The sequence below is a fragment of the Bacillus sp. RIT 809 genome, assembly GCF_016892495.1.
Lineage (GTDB): Bacteria > Bacillota > Bacilli > Bacillales > Bacillaceae_G > Bacillus_A > Bacillus_A cereus_U.
On sequence record NZ_JAFEMR010000019.1, the window covers coordinates 1 to 16,115 of the forward strand.

The following is a 16,115-nucleotide window of genomic DNA, read 5'->3' on the forward strand; positions in this document are numbered from 1 at the left end:
ACAGAATGCTTCTAAGGTATTAAAATTCCTTTTAAAAAATATACTTTTTTCATAAATTCCTTTTTTATCTATCCTTGGTTTCATTACCCTATGGAAAGTTACAATATCATTAATAAATTTAGATTTATACCCTTTCTTATATAAATCTAATAATAATGTATTTTCTTCTCCTAATTCATACTGAGCCCCTACTCCAAACCTCTCATCAAATATAATATCTTCTATCTTAACCCTTTTTAAGTTAATAAAAATTTCAATTGAGGAAACTTTAAATAATTCATACTTACTTAGGTTTTTTGATTCTTTTAGGTAATTTTCTTTAAAATATCTATTTGTATTAGGATCGTATATTTTAAACGTAGTAATTTCAGTTTCTTCTACCAGAGTTTGAATTTCAATAAACTTATTTGGCGGATACCAACAATCGTCATCTGCAAACACTAAAACATCTCCAGTTACATGTTGAATAGCCTTATTTCGCGCATAAGATAAACCTCTTTTTTCTAATTCTAATAATATAATATCTAATCGATTATATTTTTCCATTACTGATTTTACATATTTAGAATCACTATCTTGCAATGCAATAATAATCTCAAGCTCTACACTGCCTTGTGCTAATAAACTATCTAATAATCTTTCTAACTCCTCTTCCCTATCTCCTAGTGTTGGAATTATAATAGAATATTTCATGTAATCACTTCTCTCTATTCATACTAGCTTTTTTGAAACTCATAGCTGCATATGGTATTAGTAATATAATCTGAGGCATTCTATGTCTCACTGCTCCACCATGATAAACTTCCAATAGACTGTAGCTTCCCAGGAATATAAATACAAAAATAAATATAAAGTAATCCCTTTTATCTAATTTAGCATTCAATGTATATTTGATAAATAACAAGGAAATTATAGTGATATATAAAGAATCTGTTGTATTAAATAAAAACCTAAAATTCTCAATTTGCCAAGGAAACGGAGAAAATACGTAATAAAACAATAACATTGGGAAATACTTAATAACGTCCCACCAACTACTTAAATTAATATTTGTAAGGTAAGCTTGCGGTAAATTAGCATTCCCAATTCTGTAGTTAGATATATATCGCACATCAATATTCCCCAAATAATATCCATACTCAGTTTCCAATGCCAATATAATCCCTATTACTAATAAAGAGAATAAAATTTTATTTTTTCTAATACCTTGAAATAAGAATATATATATTATTAGTAATACAATCACAACTGGAAAGTTTTGAGACCTTATCATTGTCAATAGGAATAAACTAATCAAAAAACCTATTTTATATTTTATTGATTTTGTTAAATTTAATAGAGAGTATATTAATAGGATCGTCACACTCACCCCTATAGACTCCCTCATCAACACCATATTATGTAAAAATAGTGCTGGGTACATAAATAAAAGTAGTAATAAAATATTTATTCCTTTATCACTTAGTCGGTCCCTATGCAGTTCTATTAATTTAATTACTGCAAATACAAACAAAACAAATAGGATTAAGATTATCGAAGGGGGATAATTGAAAGTGAGACACATCAATGGGATTATTATGATAATCATATATAAATTTGCCCCTATGTTAGCTGCATTTAGTTTTGAAAGCTCTTCAAAAATACTAACATTAGGATTAATTATAATCTCCAATAATTCATTTGATCTTTTAGAGAAAAAGTCTGGATCTAACAAAAAACTATCAAATATATGAAAATAGTAGTTACATATAATCATCATAGAATATAGAGAATAGTAACAGATAATCATAGCCCTTTGTTTTTTTAAACCATTTGTCATTTTATATACAAAAGCCATCCCTAAAAAATAATATACTAAAAAAATTAGTAACTGTATTAGCATCTATTACACCATCTTTTTACAATTTTCTTCTTTAAAGAACTGTAACCTTTTTGATTCTTTATATTCATAATCTAAATGCTCTATGTCTTTTAAATTTACTTTTAGTTGATCGCTGTTATCTATAAATTTTTTAATTTTTTCTCCATTCTCATGTACATTATTTTCTTCACTAGGTAACTGTAACATGAACGTATCCTTCCGATGCATGAAATCAGTATCAAAAAAACCAGTGATTACAGGTAATCTATAAGCTAAATACTCTCTCACTTTAAGTGGCGATCCTTCCGTCATGCCGATGACGTGTAACGACAAACTAGCAATTGCTACATCACATGTCAATAAAATTTCTTTGTATTCTTTTTCGGGTAAAAAACCATGAAATTCTATATTAGATGGAATTTCTTTATACGTAACATCTTCTTTTTTCAAGCCAATAATATGAAATTTATGCATATTATTTTTATTAGCTATATCAAATAATTTATCCAGACCATACCATTTATGAGTAGCTGTACACATAAAAACAATATCCTTATGCTTTTTTATTTTATTTTTTCTTTCAATTGATTGATATTTACTTAAATCTATTCCATCTCCTACCACTGTATATGGTTTATTATTAGGAATTATTTTTTTTAATTCATGATTTAAAAGTACAAATCCAGACATTTTCTTTAAAGATATGTTTCTTAGCGATAAATACATACCTGCGGATATTATTTTTTGGAAATTAAGATTTTTCATAGATTCTATAAAGAACTTTCTCATTTCCATTAAATCATTTGTATTCATTTCTTGAATTACAGTAAAATCTCTATATAATTTAAAAAAGGGACCTCCATATTGAACCCCTCTCACATAAATCACATCCGGATTCCACTGATATACTTCTTTAAATAATGTTTTTGAAAATAACCTCTCAACATTAGACTTTATAAATACATTTAAAATATTTCCCTCTAAATCTTTAAAATCTGGATGTATTTCCTGAGGTGTTTTACATATATTTACTAACCGAGCATCTTTCCCCTGTTTTTTCCACTCTCTTATAGTAGATAATATTTTTTTATTAACCCCATTAACTTTTCCAACATCCATACCAACTATTAAATATCCTACTTTCATGTCGTCTCTCCTGCTTCATTAAGCTAGAAATACATTTATTATTAATGTATTTCTTCAAATTTACTTTTAGGGATATAACCATAGTATTCGTATTCATCCTTATAGTCTATCGTTAATTCCCTATCTAACCTCTTAATTATTTTAGCTGGATTACCTCCAATTACACAGTATCCTTCTTCAAAGCTTTTGGTTACAATGGCACCTGCAGCAACTATAGTATGATTACCCAAGACAACGCCTGGTAATACAACTGCATTCATACCTACCCAACAATAATTCCCTATAACAACCTTATTTTTATGATGAACTCGATAATCATAAAAATCATGATTAGAACTTATAATCCCTACATTTGGAGCAAGAATAGTATAATCACCAATAATAACCTCACCAATCCCCTGAATATAGCATCCTGGTGTAGCCCCTACTGAACTATTAATACCTATTTTCACATTTCCACTTACAATTGAATTTTTATGTACCGGCCAGTAAATATTACTTCGTTTCTTTTTCAGTTTATATTTTATATATTGTTTAAAACTTAATGGGATTTTCGTCTCAACTATATCAAAATACTCCTTAAAAAACCTTAAATCTCGAACCTTTGACTTTATAATCCCTTTAACTCCCATGTATTATTTCTCCCTTATGCGCTCAAAATTCAATTTTTCCTAATCTTTGTTTTACTAAAAACGAATTTATATTTTCAATCCCGGAATAGTTGTTTTTAAATACTTCTATTGGAATAATAGAGTACCAATCTAGAAAATGATTGGTATAAATTTCATAATATTTTGCTACTCTGTATTTTCTTTTTACCTTTTCCTCATACGTACTTATAATTGGAATACTTAAGATTTTTTTACCAACTTCTTTCAACATTGGAACTTTTGGAGTTGGATTAGGTTCTGGAATTTCTAAATCAGAACCAATTTTCTTGATATATTCATTATAAAACCATCTATCTATTCTAAATTCTAATGGAACTTTAGACCAATATTGTATAAATTCATAATCCCAAAAAGGCAATCTCCAATCAAATCCAAAAAACTCATAGACACGTACAGAATTCACAATAAATTTAGCTTGCCTTTCTTTCCAGTCCCATCTTTCAAAAGCATTAATCGCCTTTTCTTTTCTAAAAAACCCCACATTTTCTAATTCATTTTTTATTTTAATCTGAAGTTCTTCCTTTGTCTCCTTATTATATAGATGATAATTTTGGAGAATGTAATGATGCTTTATTATTAAATTGGTTAATTGTCCCAAAGAGTATTCATTATCTTTTAATAATTCCTTAGGTATATGACTACCAGCTAAGAAATCACCCGTATGACCTGGAATAAAAATACAATCCTCCGGTAATAAACCTTGCTCCTTTAGCTCCCAAACAGCCGGAAAATCCTGTATACACGGTATAGCACATTCACCATCAGCGTATTGATAATATTCCTCTCTTACTTTAGAGCCAAAGTTTTCTTTCCATTTTTGAGAATTGTATTCAACAAATACCCATTCATATCCTAATTGCTTTGCAACTTCATAAGATATTTTAGCCTCCCAATTATCTCTTTTTCCATATGTATAGCATAATACATTGTCAACACCGAATTTCTTTAACATCAACGCTAATAGCCGAGAATCATAACCGCCGCTTAAAGGTAAAATAACCTTTTTTCCTTTAATAGAATCTACTAATCTTCTAAAAACTTTTTCCAGCATAATTTCTAGTTCGTAGTGTACTTCTTTTGTTTTCAGCTTTTCTTCTTCACTAAATGGAATAAAATAATTATGAACTTCAAGTTCTATATCATCGTTAGAACCCTCAACAACTAATAATTCCCCTGCCCGTAGTTGCTTTATATCTTTATATAATGTTTCTGCACCTGTCACATAGCCCGTTAGTAAAAACTCTTTTTGTGCTAGTTCATCATACTCTATCCCTTTAAAATGACTAATAATCCAATTAATGTCATCACTTATAAAGAAATCCTTGTCTTTTACAGCGTAAAATAGTGGATAACTTCTTATTCGATCCACTGCTGCATATAGTCGTTTTCCAATTTTCTTAATCAAACTGTAGCATCCGTTAAGTTCATTTAAATTGGAAATCCACTCATTAGAAGATTTCCAATCTGAGATGGACCAAAAATCTATATTATTTTCAATTAAATTATTTTTATAATAACAATACCCATGAGTATAGATAAAATCCTCCGTTGTGTTTTTAAAAGAATTTGAATCCCTAGAAATATAAGTGTAAATCACTTATTTAACACCTCATTCTTTAAAATACTATTTTTAATTTTTTCTTTAAAGTGTATTCCATACGACAATAAAATAAGTATTATTGAAATAATGGTTAATACAACTATATTAATAGAAAAAACAATCTTTAATGTACTTATTACAACTAAAATGGGTATTGTCATTAACATTTTACTAATAAAAAATCTAATAACTATACCTATTTCAATTTGAACCAATTTCAGCAAATAGACACATTGTACAAACATAGAAAGGGCCCCTATACAGCCAAATAACCCCACACTAATATTCGGGTTATTTAACAAACCTCCAAAAACTAATACTAAAAATCTTAATGTAAATGTACATACATTAAAGATCAATGCCATTCTTTGCTTTGCTAAAATAGCATACAATTGTGATATAGGTGAAGTAATAAAGACGAATAATAACCATAAAGATAACCATTGTAAATATTCCCCGGAAACTTCCCATTTATCTCCTAAGAATAAAGAGAGTAACTCTGGAGCAATAATAATGAGTATACAAAACGGCAGTTGCCCTATCGCGAACAATGTTTTGAATATTCCGAAAGATAATTCCCCCAGACTCTTTTTATTTTTAATTGCATTAGCTGTCGGGAAGAAAACTTGAGCTACTGAACTCCCTATTAAACTCATCGGTGCTGCTAGTAACCTATACGCCATAGAATAATATCCACTAACTACACTCCCAAAAAAGAAGCTTAGTATTAATATGGGTAATTGTTGAGAAAAATAATTTAATAGATTTGATGGTGTGCTATAGATAGGAAAATCTTTATATTTTTTTAATATCCCTTTTATCGCTTCCCAATTAACTTCCTTTTTCAAGAAAAGCATATCCTTCTTTAAAGTAAATACTATTATCACAAATACTCCTAAAGATTGTCCCACTGTTTGTCCTACTATTAATCCTATTGAATCCTTAATGACATACATACCTATTAGTAATTGAATACCTACTATACTAAACGATTGTACAATTTTACTTTTTGATAATAAATGGAATCTTTTTTGTCTTGTAGACCAGTAATTTAAAATTTGGTATAGGCCCATAAAAAATACATTTATAGGGAACATAATTAACCAAATACTATTCCAACTTCGATCCTGTCCATAATAAAAATATGACAAGCCTATTACTAAGCTTGTCATTACCGTTACAATTATCAATATAATAAAACCTATAAAAACTATTGAAAATGCTTCTTCATCTTTTTTAGGTATAACAATCGCTAATTCATAACTAAAACTTGAAATTATACCCACAATACCCGATAAACTTACAAATAATGCCAACTCTCCGAAATCAGCAGGTCCATACAATCTACTTAAAAGAAAAGTAGATAGTAAGGTGATAATCTGTGCTAGCACAGTACCCGTCATCATTGTTAATATACTATTTAAAAATCCTTGTTTCTGATTAGTGTCCATAAAATTCCCTCAATACTACACTTGCAACAAATTTTCATTACATGATAATTCCTTAAAAATCCCTTTCGTATCTATAATGACTTTATTCTTTAATATCATCTTATCAATTGATTTAAAAGCGTCATGCTCTACTAAAAAGACTACAATATCAGCTTGATTAATAGCCTGATCTGTATCAACTAAAATTATGTTTTTTGCTTCTAATTCCTTAGGTAATGTTCCAATATTAGGTTCCACTGCATAAACATCCCCAATATTTAAATCTGCTAAATTTTTCACGATTTCCACTGATGGACTTTCACGTAAATCGTCAATATTCGCTTTAAAAGCTAATCCCAAACAAGCAATTTTAGGGTTGTTTATTTTTTTTGCCTGTTTAACAATTTGTTCTATAACATATTGTGGTTTATAATTATTAACATTCCTTGCCGTACGTATAAGTTTTGAATACTCAGGTGCAGCATCTACAATGAACCATGGATCAACAGCTATACAATGTCCACCAACACCAGGTCCTGGACTTAATATATTAACTCTTGGATGATGATTTGCTAAATTTATTAGTTCCCAAACATCTACATTTAGCTGATCACATATTAAAGAGAGTTCATTAGCGAATGCTATATTAACATCTCTAAATGCATTCTCTGTAAGTTTAGCCATTTCAGCTGTTCTCGAATTACTTTCTAGAACTTCCCCATTTACAAATTTCCGATAAAATTCTGCTGCTTTTTTCACTGACCTTACATTCAAGCCACCAACAATTCTATCATTTGCAATTAACTCTTTTAAAATTTTCCCTGGTAATACCCTTTCTGGGCAATAAGCAAAGTATAAGTTCGTTTCATTTTTCAAATCTGATCGTTCTTCCAAAATCCACTTTTCTATTTTTTCTGTTGTTCCCACTGGACTTGTTGATTCTAAAATAATTAAGGAATCTTTTTTTACATAAGGAGCTATAGATCTTGTCGCAGATTCAACAAATTTCAAGTCTGGTTTATTATTTTCCTGAAATGGTGTCGGAACAGCAATAATATATACATCTGCTTCGACAGGTTCAATAGCTGCTCTTAAATTTCCTTCTTTAACCGTCTTATTTACCAATACATCTAGGTCCGGTTCATATATATGTACCTTCCCGTTATTAATTTTTTCCACAGCTTGTTTATTAACGTCCACTCCAACCACATCAAAACCTTTTGCAGCTAAGAGACCGGCTGTCGGTAATCCAATATATCCCAAACCTATTACACAAACTTTATTATTCATGACAATACCACCTTTTCAACATTGTTTTCATCTAAATTTTATATTTTTGGTGGGCATCTAACCCATCCTCACGTCACACTCCCGACGACAAGCATCTAAGGTAGGTTGAAATATAATTTCTACCCACAGCACAACCGAGTGCCCCCGTTGATAACGGTTAGGAGACATCACCAAGGCTCTTAAATTAAAAAATACCGAACAATTTTTTACGACGAATTTGTTCTGGATCTTCTTTATAAATTGCTTTTCCGCTAATTAATACATACGGATTTTCTTTTAAATCACTCATCACGTTTATTCCAAATTCTTTTTCGATTAATTCGTAGCTTTCTGCCAAATGAAATCCTCTTGTTGTTGTGTTATGTGCATCTGATGCGATCATATGCGTTAAATTATGTTCAACGAGTTGTAGTGAGAATTTTTTTATCTTTTTGCCGAATTTCCCCAGTAAACTTCCTGCCGTTACTTGTGTTAATGCACCTTTACTTACAAGATTGTATAACTTATCTGGCCGCTCGATTAACTCGGCATTGCGTTCTGGATGAACTATAATTGGGATCATTCCTTTAACGCGTAGTTCATATAATAGTTGTTCTGCATAGCGAGGTACATGATTAGATGGAAACTCAATTAATATGTATTTATTCGTTTCGTTTAAAGTAACGATTTTACCAGCCTCATAGTCTTCAAGTAAGTCACCATATAATCTGACCTCTTGCCCTGGTAAAATTTTGAGTGGAATTTCATTTTGTTGTAATTCATCATTTAATTGTTTCACTTGATGAATAATAGAAGTACGTTCATTTACATATTTTCCATTTTGATGGTGTGGTGTTGCGACAATTATATGAATTCCTTCTTGAACAGCTTTTTGTGCCATCGCTAAACTATCTGTTACTGTTTGTGCACCGTCATCGATGCCAGGTAAAATGTGACAATGTAAATCAATCATTCTTCTCATCCTCCCTCTCGTATACAAATCTTTTTTCCCTTGAATATGAGATAAATCTCATATTCAAGGGAAAAAAGGAGATATGTTCTTACCATATCTCACTCTATTAATTAGTTTGCACCGTAGTAATAATATGAGCCTTGTTCGCTTTCACGATCATTCAGAACAACGCCTAATAATTTACCTTTTGCAGATTCTAATAATCCTTTTGCTTTTACCGCTGTTTCCTTTTCTGTCGATTCACTACGAACGACAAGAATGGATGCATCACATACATTCGCCATAATTTGTGCGTCTGTTACAGCTAAAATTGGTGGTAAATCAAAAATAACTAAGTCGTACATACTATATGCTTGTGCAAGAAGTTCCTGCATTGATTTTGAACCTAACAATTCCGCTGGATTAGGCGGGATTGGACCACACGGTAAGAAGTGCAAATTCTCAACTGATGTCGTTTGTACACACTTCTCTAAACGTTCACTATGTGTTAGTACATTCGTTAATCCGAAAATATTATCAACTTGGAACATTTGATGCATCGCCGGTTTACGCATATCTGCATCAATTAATAATACTTTCTTTCCTTGTTGAGCGAAAACAACTGCCATATTCGCTGTCGTTGTCGTTTTCCCTTCACTTGGATTCGCTGACGTTACTATCAATGAATGTAAATTTGTATCCACAGACGCAAATTCAATGTTTGTTCGAATATTACGATATTGTTCTGAAATTGGTGATTTCGGTTGTTGATGAGCAATTAATTGACGACGTTGACGTTGATTTTTTTTCTTTTTAAATAAACTATTAAGAGCCAATTGTTTGTCCCCTCACTTTTCTTGATGATGGAGCATGTGATTTCACGTTCGTTGTTTCTTCATCCATACGAGCTACAATACCTAATACTGGTAAGCCAAGTAAGTTTTCTACATCTTCTTCTTTTTTCACTGTGTTATCTAAGTATTCTAGTAAGAATGCAAGACCAACTGCAGCCATTAAACCAACAACAAAAGCAATTGCTACATTTAACATCGGGCGTGGTTTAATTGGAGATTGATTTTCTCCAACTTCTGCTTTCGATAATACCGTTACGTTATCGACATTCATAATTTTTGCAACTTCACCTTTAAATACATCTGCAGTTGCATTTGCGATATCACGAGCTACTTTCGGATCTTTATCCTCAGCTGTTACCGAAATGACCTGTGAATCTTTTTCATTTGCAACATTAATTTTTCCTGTTAAAGCTTGCGCTGTCATATTTAAATTTAATTTTTCATTCACTTGATCTAAGATTACTGGACTTTTAATAATAACCTTATATGTATTCGTTAATTGAATATTTGTTTGTATTTCACCTGCTTGAATCATTGTCCCTTCTTGCTTCTTCTGATTCACAAGAATTTGCGTTGAAGATTGATAGATTGGTGTCATGAAGAAGAAGCTAATGACAGCACTTACTATAGCCGCACCAAAGGCAATTACGAGGATCATTGCTAAACGTTTTTTTAAAATATGAAATAACTCTTTTAAACTAATTGTTTCTTCCATAAGTTCCTCCAACTTTCTAAAATTTGCACATAAGAAAAATTATAACATATAATCTTATATTTTTTTATTTTAGTAATATCTATGTATGGTTGTTATTTAAAAACATATATAATCTTACAAAATAATCTTAAATATGACAACACATTCCATCAATTTCCCAAATTTTTCATTATATTACGATTTCCGTATAATGCAATGCGATTCTTTTGAAAAATTCAAAAAAAGCCAATAAGTATTCCTTATCGACTCATTTTATTGTTATTTTAGTAATAGCCATACTGCTCTTTTTCTTCTCTTTTATCATTTAAAACGACACCAAGTAGTTTACCAGACGCCTTTTCTAAAATTTGTTTTGCTTTTACTATTTTATCTTTTTCTGTTTTTTCACTGCGCACGACAAGTATGACTCCATCACATTTGTTCGCCAGTATTTGTGCATCGGTAACCGCAAGAGTAGGCGGTGTGTCTATTAAAATAATATCAAACATGTTATATGCTTCTAGTAATACCTCGTCCATTACTCGATTTCCTAACAGTTCTGCTGGGTTTGGTGGTATTGGACCTGACGCCATTAAGTATACATTCTCTATCTCTGTTTTTTGAATGCATTGCATTAATTTTGCTTGTCCTAATAATACGTTCGTTAATCCATTTGAATGATGAATTGCAAATAAGTTTTGTATCGTTGGCTTACGTAAGTCAGCTCCGATTACTAAAACTTTCTTTCCTTGTTGACCGAAAACAACTGCTAAGTTTGCAACTGTCGTCGTTTTTCCGTCACCTGGATCTGCTGAAGTAACAATAAGAGAACGAATATGAGTATCTACAGATGTAAATTCAATATTTGTACGAATGTTACGGTATTGTTCTGCAATACGCGATTTAGGCTCTTTATGTGTAATTAATTGTTTTAATGAATTTCTTTTTTTTCTCCCGAACATGTTCTAGTCTCCTTTTTTCAAACGCGACCATTTACGCCTATTTCTATATGATCGATATACACGCCTATTTCATTCATGATCGATATATTACGCTTATTCCCCACTTATTTCCACTGGTAAATCCGTCCACTCTCTCCCATATCCCACCATACTCCATGCCATTCTATTTTGTCCTATGTAAAAACCGTAACAATATGACAATATCTTCACTTCTTTTATGCCTTTATCATTTATCTCAAAATCGAGATAAATGATAAAGTAATTATATGGTAATTAAAATCAGTTCACAACTAATTTTCTGACTAGTTTGTGTTTTTCTGTTTATATCGATATATATGGTAAATAAAAAAATCTTCCTGTATTTTCACAAGAAGATTTTTCTATTCTATCTATTCTTTTTTATCACCAATTGCAAATGTAATTTCAGCTTCGCACGCAACTTCACCATCCACTGTTGCGATTGCTTTTCCTTTTCCGATTGGACCACGTACGCGCGTCATTTCTACTTCTAAACGAAGTTGATCACCTGGGCGTACTTGTTTTTTGAAACGACAGTTGTCGATGCCTGCGAAGAAAGCAAGTCTGCCGCGGTTTTCTTCTTTCTTTAATACAGCAACTGCACCAACTTGTGCTAATGCTTCTACAATAAGTACACCAGGCATAACCGCATAGTCTGGGAAGTGTCCATTAAAGAACTCCTCGTTTGCAGATACATTTTTAATTCCAACTGCTCTTTTCCCCTCATCCACCTCTAATATTTTATCAACAAGTAAAAATGGATAGCGGTGAGGAATGATTTCTTTAATTTGTTCTATATTTAGCATGTAACAATCGCCCCTTTTGCAATATTGGTCTTACCACTTGGACATATTGTTATTATCCCATTTAGTTTATTATTTGTCATTATAAAGTGAAACTTTAATCAGTGGGGGGGCCATCCCCCACTGATTATTAGTTGAACCAATCGGGCTTTTACGGGCAGTTGATCTCCCACCTAACTCCCTTGTATTCACCGAATTTTAAGGTGGGAGTCTTACTGCCCGGCAAATAGCGGGATAAACTAATACTTTACTTCCTATTATAAAAAAATGCACACACTCTATTCCATTAAAATAGTTGCACTTCTCAGCAACTGACACGGAGGTAGAAAAGAGTGTATGCCCAAATTAGGGAAAGGCAATATGTATTCGAACATTTTTTGCCTTAATGTCGTATTCGACTCATTATATTACAAACGTTTTCAAATATGAAAATATTAAATTTAACCATATATATGAATATTTTACCTGTTTTCTCTATTTTTCTTTATTTTTCTTCTATTTTCTTAATAAATTAAAAAAATATAAAGATATAAAAAAATAAAAAGGACCAAGGTTTGATACCTTAGTCCTTCTCACTTTATCCCGATTGGTGAAGGCTAATAATCAGCGGGGGATGAACCTCCCACTGATTAAAGTTTCACTTTATTTCAATGCACGACGTGGTAATTTATCGATATTCTCTAACATAATACCTGTACCAATAGCAACACATTGCATTGGGTTTTCAGCGATTAATACTGGTACCTTTAATTCTTCTGCTAGAAGCATGTCGATACCGTGTAATAAAGCTCCACCGCCTGTTAGAATAACACCGCGGTCGATAATGTCCGCAGATAGTTCTGGTGGTGTACGCTCTAGTACGCCTTTTGCAGCTTGTACAATGATAGCTGCGTCTTCTTTTAGTGCTTCTGTAATTTCTTCAGAGCATACTGTAATTGTACGTGGTAAACCTGTTACCATGTCACGTCCGCGAATTTCAAGCTCTTCACTACGTGCACCTGGGAATACTGTACCAACTTTAATTTTAATATTTTCTGAAGTACGTTCTCCAATTAATAACTTATACTTACGTTTAACGTAGTTTAAGATTTCCATATCAAACTTATCGCCAGCCATTTTGATAGAGGAAGAGGTAACAATATCACCCATAGAAAGTACGGCAATATCTGTTGTACCTCCACCAATATCAACAACCATGTTTCCGCTTGGTTGGAAGATTTCCATACCAGCACCAACTGCGGCTACTTTTGGTTCTTCTTCTAAAAATACTGTTTTACCACCTGAACGTTCAGCAGCCTCACGAATTGCTTTTTGCTCTACAGATGTGATATTTGTTGGACAGCAAATTAAAATACGAGGTTTTGAAAAGAAGCTCTTCACGTCCAATTTGTTAATGAAATACTTTAACATTGCTTCTGTAATTTCGAAATCTGCGATTACACCATCTTTAAGTGGACGAATTGCCACAATATTACCAGGTGTACGTCCCACCATACTTCTTGCTTCTTCACCTACTGCTAATACTTTTCCACTATTACGATCAATTGCCACAACAGATGGCTCATTTAATACAATACCCTTACCTTTAACATGAATTAATACGTTAGCCGTACCTAGGTCAATTCCGATATCTCGCGCAAACATTCCCGTCATTTCCTCCTCGATATTCAAAATCAGGTTACACCCGAATTCTTTTACACCTAATTTCTGATTTTATCATAAATTTAACAGAAACGTAATATTCGCAAAAAGAATTCTTCTGAAAATTATTACCGAATTCGCAAGGAATGTTTGCTATTTTAGATTTATTGGCGCACAGGGTTTTCTGTATCTTCTTTTCGATACTTCTGCTTTGTTGCTTCTCCTCCTCTTAAATGACGAATAGACTTATGATAATCAAGAATTTCCTTCACTTCATTTGCGAGCTCTGGATTAATTTCTGGCAAACGTTCTGTTAAGTCTTTATGGACTGTACTCTTTGATACCCCAAACTCCTTTGCGATTACACGCACTGTCTTTCTTGTCTCCACGATATACTTGCCAATCTTGATAGTTCTCTCTTTGATGTAATCGTGCACACCACTCGCCTCCCTAAATTGGATGTGAGAAGTGTGAAATGAGACTCGCTGCATACGACTATGAAGTAAATGTGAGTGCTGTTTGTAAGCGTTAAACATTCTTGGATTTATAATGAAATGATTCACGATTTCTCACCTCAAACACTCTCTTTGCATTGGTTTATACCATTGTATTGCCCGCACTACTGATATATGCTACATGTTCACTATTTTTGCGGACTAAGTTAAGAAAAATTACGTTTTTTTGTGAGAAATACGTTAACAATGACAATTATGGCGAAAAAAAGTGACACCTCTTTATAAAAGGTGTCACTCTTCTCTTTCATACTCTTCTTCTAACAACTGATGGTGGGGGACTTCTTTCTTACCGGCAATATAATAATATAAAGCGAATAAAACAAACAATAAAATGATAGCAATCGACAGAACAGATAAAAATGACACAGTATCCCCTCCCTTTTGTAATATATATTCGAGAATCTCGTCATTTTTCCTTGTTATTGCAACTTTTTTCTCGAAATTGATTATTTTTATATAAAGTGAAACTTTAATCAGTGGGGGTTCTCTTCACCCCCACTGATTATTAGTTGAACCAATCGGGCTTTTACGGACAGTTGATCCCCACCTAACTTCTTTGCTTTCGCTGAATTTTGAGGTGGGGGTCTTACTGCCCGTTAATGCGGGGTGAAAATAAAAAAATCAGCTCTCCTAATGAGAACTGATTTTTTTACTTTATTATTCTTGTGAAGAAGAACCGTTAGATGATTCTGTAGAACCATTCGTTGATTTTTCTTCTTTTTGAGATTTCTCATCTTGTTTACCGTTCGTCTCTTTATCACTAGTCGAGCCGCTTGTTGATTTCTCTTCTTTTTGAGATTTCTCACCTTGTTTGCCGTTCGTCTCTTTATCACTAGTCGAGCCGCTTGTCGATTTCTCTTCTTTTTGAGACTTATCTTCTGTTTTACTTTCTGGTTTCGTGCTTGTTGACTTTTCTTCTTTTTGAGATTTGTCATCAGCTTTTTTACCAGAAGCATTTGTCGCCTTTGCAGCACCTGCATCAGCTTTAATTTCTGCTACTGATTTATTTAAGTAACGCTCAGGGTTCACAGCCACATTGTCTTTACGTACTTCAAAGTGAACGTAAGAACCAGCTTCTTTATTCATTGCATTTAGACCTGATTTTCCTAACACTTCACCTTGCGTGATTCTTGCACCTTTTTCTACTTTCACACTGCCTAAGCTTTGATAAGATGCTGCTACACCATTTCCGCTATCTACCGTTACAACATAACCAAGAAGTGAATCTTTTTCAGCTTTCGTTACTGTACCACTTAAAGCAGCTGTAACATCGAATTCTTTTCCGTTTTTCGCAGCAATGTCAATTCCTTTATTCGGGGAATATGTGTTGTTATAAAAGACAAGTGCTTTTTCTTGTTCCGCCTCTGATGCTGCATCTTCATAGAATTTCTTCTGTACTACTACTTCTGCATTTACTGCAGCTGGCATTTTCACTACTTCTGAAGATTTTGTTACCGGTACTGCTGGATCTTCCGATTGTGTATACGGTGTTGCTTGATCTTGGTTCGGAGCTTTCTTTGGATTAGCCCCCTGGAACCATAGCGCAACCATTAAGATTACCGCCGCACAAGCAATGTATAGTGCCGGAAACACCCATCTTTTTTGAAATAAATGTACTACCTTTTGTGACTTTTTACTATTTCTTCCTCGCATTCCATCATCACCTCAGCAATCATTTTGAACAATATTCACTCATCCT

The 16,115-nt window shown here is 32.5% G+C and carries 16 protein-coding genes; all 16 read right to left on the reverse strand.

Annotated features, from left to right (window positions below):
* Nucleotides 1–693, reverse strand: a 693-nt coding sequence (locus JTF23_RS19485; protein WP_204209422.1) for a glycosyltransferase family 2 protein, incomplete at its 3' end; no start/stop codon positions are given.
* Between the two features lie 4 nt (nucleotides 694–697).
* Nucleotides 698–1,882, reverse strand: a complete 1,185-nt coding sequence (locus JTF23_RS19490) for a hypothetical protein (protein WP_204209423.1) — start codon at nucleotides 1,880–1,882, stop codon at nucleotides 698–700.
* 3 nt (nucleotides 1,883–1,885) lie between these two features.
* Entirely contained in the window at nucleotides 1,886–3,007 is a 1,122-nt protein-coding gene (locus tag JTF23_RS19495; RefSeq protein ID WP_204209424.1) for a glycosyltransferase, read from the reverse strand.
* Nucleotides 3,008–3,048: 41 nt separating this feature from the next.
* Nucleotides 3,049–3,639: an acyltransferase gene (locus tag JTF23_RS28145; protein ID WP_204209425.1), complete on the reverse strand. Its 591-nt coding sequence runs from the start codon at nucleotides 3,637–3,639 to the stop codon at nucleotides 3,049–3,051.
* A gap of 22 nt (nucleotides 3,640–3,661) precedes the next feature.
* On the reverse strand, nucleotides 3,662–5,275 hold the full coding sequence (locus tag JTF23_RS19505) for an asparagine synthase C-terminal domain-containing protein (protein ID WP_204209426.1): 1,614 nt from the start codon (nucleotides 5,273–5,275) through the stop codon (nucleotides 3,662–3,664).
* Nucleotides 5,272–6,729, reverse strand: a complete 1,458-nt coding sequence (locus JTF23_RS19510) for an oligosaccharide flippase family protein (RefSeq protein WP_204209427.1) — start codon at nucleotides 6,727–6,729, stop codon at nucleotides 5,272–5,274. Before JTF23_RS19510 ends, JTF23_RS19505 begins: the two co-directional genes overlap by 4 nt.
* Nucleotides 6,730–6,744: 15 nt before the next feature.
* A complete protein-coding gene (gene wecC, locus JTF23_RS19515) occupies nucleotides 6,745–7,998 on the reverse strand; it encodes a UDP-N-acetyl-D-mannosamine dehydrogenase (RefSeq protein ID WP_204209428.1) in 1,254 nt (417 codons plus the stop codon).
* Between the two features lie 184 nt (nucleotides 7,999–8,182).
* On the reverse strand, nucleotides 8,183–8,950 hold the full coding sequence (locus JTF23_RS19520) for a tyrosine-protein phosphatase (protein WP_204209429.1): 768 nt from the start codon (nucleotides 8,948–8,950) through the stop codon (nucleotides 8,183–8,185).
* Between the two features lie 110 nt (nucleotides 8,951–9,060).
* Nucleotides 9,061–9,765, reverse strand: a complete 705-nt coding sequence (locus JTF23_RS19525) for a CpsD/CapB family tyrosine-protein kinase (RefSeq protein ID WP_204209430.1) — start codon at nucleotides 9,763–9,765, stop codon at nucleotides 9,061–9,063.
* Complete coding sequence (locus JTF23_RS19530; protein ID WP_204209431.1) at nucleotides 9,755–10,498, reverse strand: YveK family protein; 744 nt, start codon at nucleotides 10,496–10,498, stop codon at nucleotides 9,755–9,757. Before JTF23_RS19530 ends, JTF23_RS19525 begins: the two co-directional genes overlap by 11 nt.
* Nucleotides 10,499–10,761: 263 nt before the next feature.
* Complete coding sequence (locus JTF23_RS19535) at nucleotides 10,762–11,439, reverse strand: CpsD/CapB family tyrosine-protein kinase (protein ID WP_204209432.1); 678 nt, start codon at nucleotides 11,437–11,439, stop codon at nucleotides 10,762–10,764.
* 389 nt (nucleotides 11,440–11,828) lie between these two features.
* Nucleotides 11,829–12,263 (reverse strand): 3-hydroxyacyl-ACP dehydratase FabZ, encoded by a 435-nt coding sequence (gene fabZ / locus JTF23_RS19540; RefSeq protein ID WP_000931959.1) that lies wholly within the window; start codon nucleotides 12,261–12,263, stop codon nucleotides 11,829–11,831.
* A gap of 639 nt (nucleotides 12,264–12,902) precedes the next feature.
* Complete coding sequence (mreB, locus tag JTF23_RS19545; protein WP_002130035.1) at nucleotides 12,903–13,904, reverse strand: rod shape-determining protein; 1,002 nt, start codon at nucleotides 13,902–13,904, stop codon at nucleotides 12,903–12,905.
* 161 nt (nucleotides 13,905–14,065) lie between these two features.
* Nucleotides 14,066–14,338 (reverse strand): sporulation transcriptional regulator SpoIIID, encoded by a 273-nt coding sequence (gene spoIIID / locus JTF23_RS19550; protein ID WP_002089714.1) that lies wholly within the window; start codon nucleotides 14,336–14,338, stop codon nucleotides 14,066–14,068.
* A 309-nt stretch (nucleotides 14,339–14,647) separates the two neighbouring features.
* Complete coding sequence (locus JTF23_RS19555) at nucleotides 14,648–14,782, reverse strand: hypothetical protein (protein ID WP_002016211.1); 135 nt, start codon at nucleotides 14,780–14,782, stop codon at nucleotides 14,648–14,650.
* Nucleotides 14,783–15,073: 291 nt separating this feature from the next.
* A complete protein-coding gene (spoIIQ, locus tag JTF23_RS19560; protein ID WP_204209433.1) occupies nucleotides 15,074–16,069 on the reverse strand; it encodes a stage II sporulation protein SpoIIQ in 996 nt (331 codons plus the stop codon).
* Nucleotides 16,070–16,115: the final 46 nt, after the last annotated feature.

Excerpts from the sequence above, each read along its gene's own strand:
- JTF23_RS19490 (WP_204209423.1), bottom strand. The coding sequence starts at position 1,882 with ATGCTAATACAGTTACTAATTTTTTTAGTATATTATTTTTTAGGGATG.
- JTF23_RS19495 (WP_204209424.1), bottom strand. The coding sequence starts at position 3,007 with ATGAAAGTAGGATATTTAATAGTTGGTATGGATGTTGGAAAAGTTAAT.
- JTF23_RS28145 (WP_204209425.1), bottom strand. The coding sequence starts at position 3,639 with ATGGGAGTTAAAGGGATTATAAAGTCAAAGGTTCGAGATTTAAGGTTT.
- JTF23_RS19510 (WP_204209427.1), bottom strand. The coding sequence starts at position 6,729 with ATGGACACTAATCAGAAACAAGGATTTTTAAATAGTATATTAACAATG.
- wecC (WP_204209428.1), bottom strand. The coding sequence starts at position 7,998 with ATGAATAATAAAGTTTGTGTAATAGGTTTGGGATATATTGGATTACCG.
- JTF23_RS19520 (WP_204209429.1), bottom strand. The coding sequence starts at position 8,950 with ATGATTGATTTACATTGTCACATTTTACCTGGCATCGATGACGGTGCA.
- JTF23_RS19530 (WP_204209431.1), bottom strand. The coding sequence starts at position 10,498 with ATGGAAGAAACAATTAGTTTAAAAGAGTTATTTCATATTTTAAAAAAA.
- JTF23_RS19535 (WP_204209432.1), bottom strand. The coding sequence starts at position 11,439 with ATGTTCGGGAGAAAAAAAAGAAATTCATTAAAACAATTAATTACACAT.
- fabZ (WP_000931959.1), bottom strand. The coding sequence starts at position 12,263 with ATGCTAAATATAGAACAAATTAAAGAAATCATTCCTCACCGCTATCCA.
- mreB (WP_002130035.1), bottom strand. The coding sequence starts at position 13,904 with ATGTTTGCGCGAGATATCGGAATTGACCTAGGTACGGCTAACGTATTA.
- spoIIQ (WP_204209433.1), bottom strand. The coding sequence starts at position 16,069 with ATGCGAGGAAGAAATAGTAAAAAGTCACAAAAGGTAGTACATTTATTT.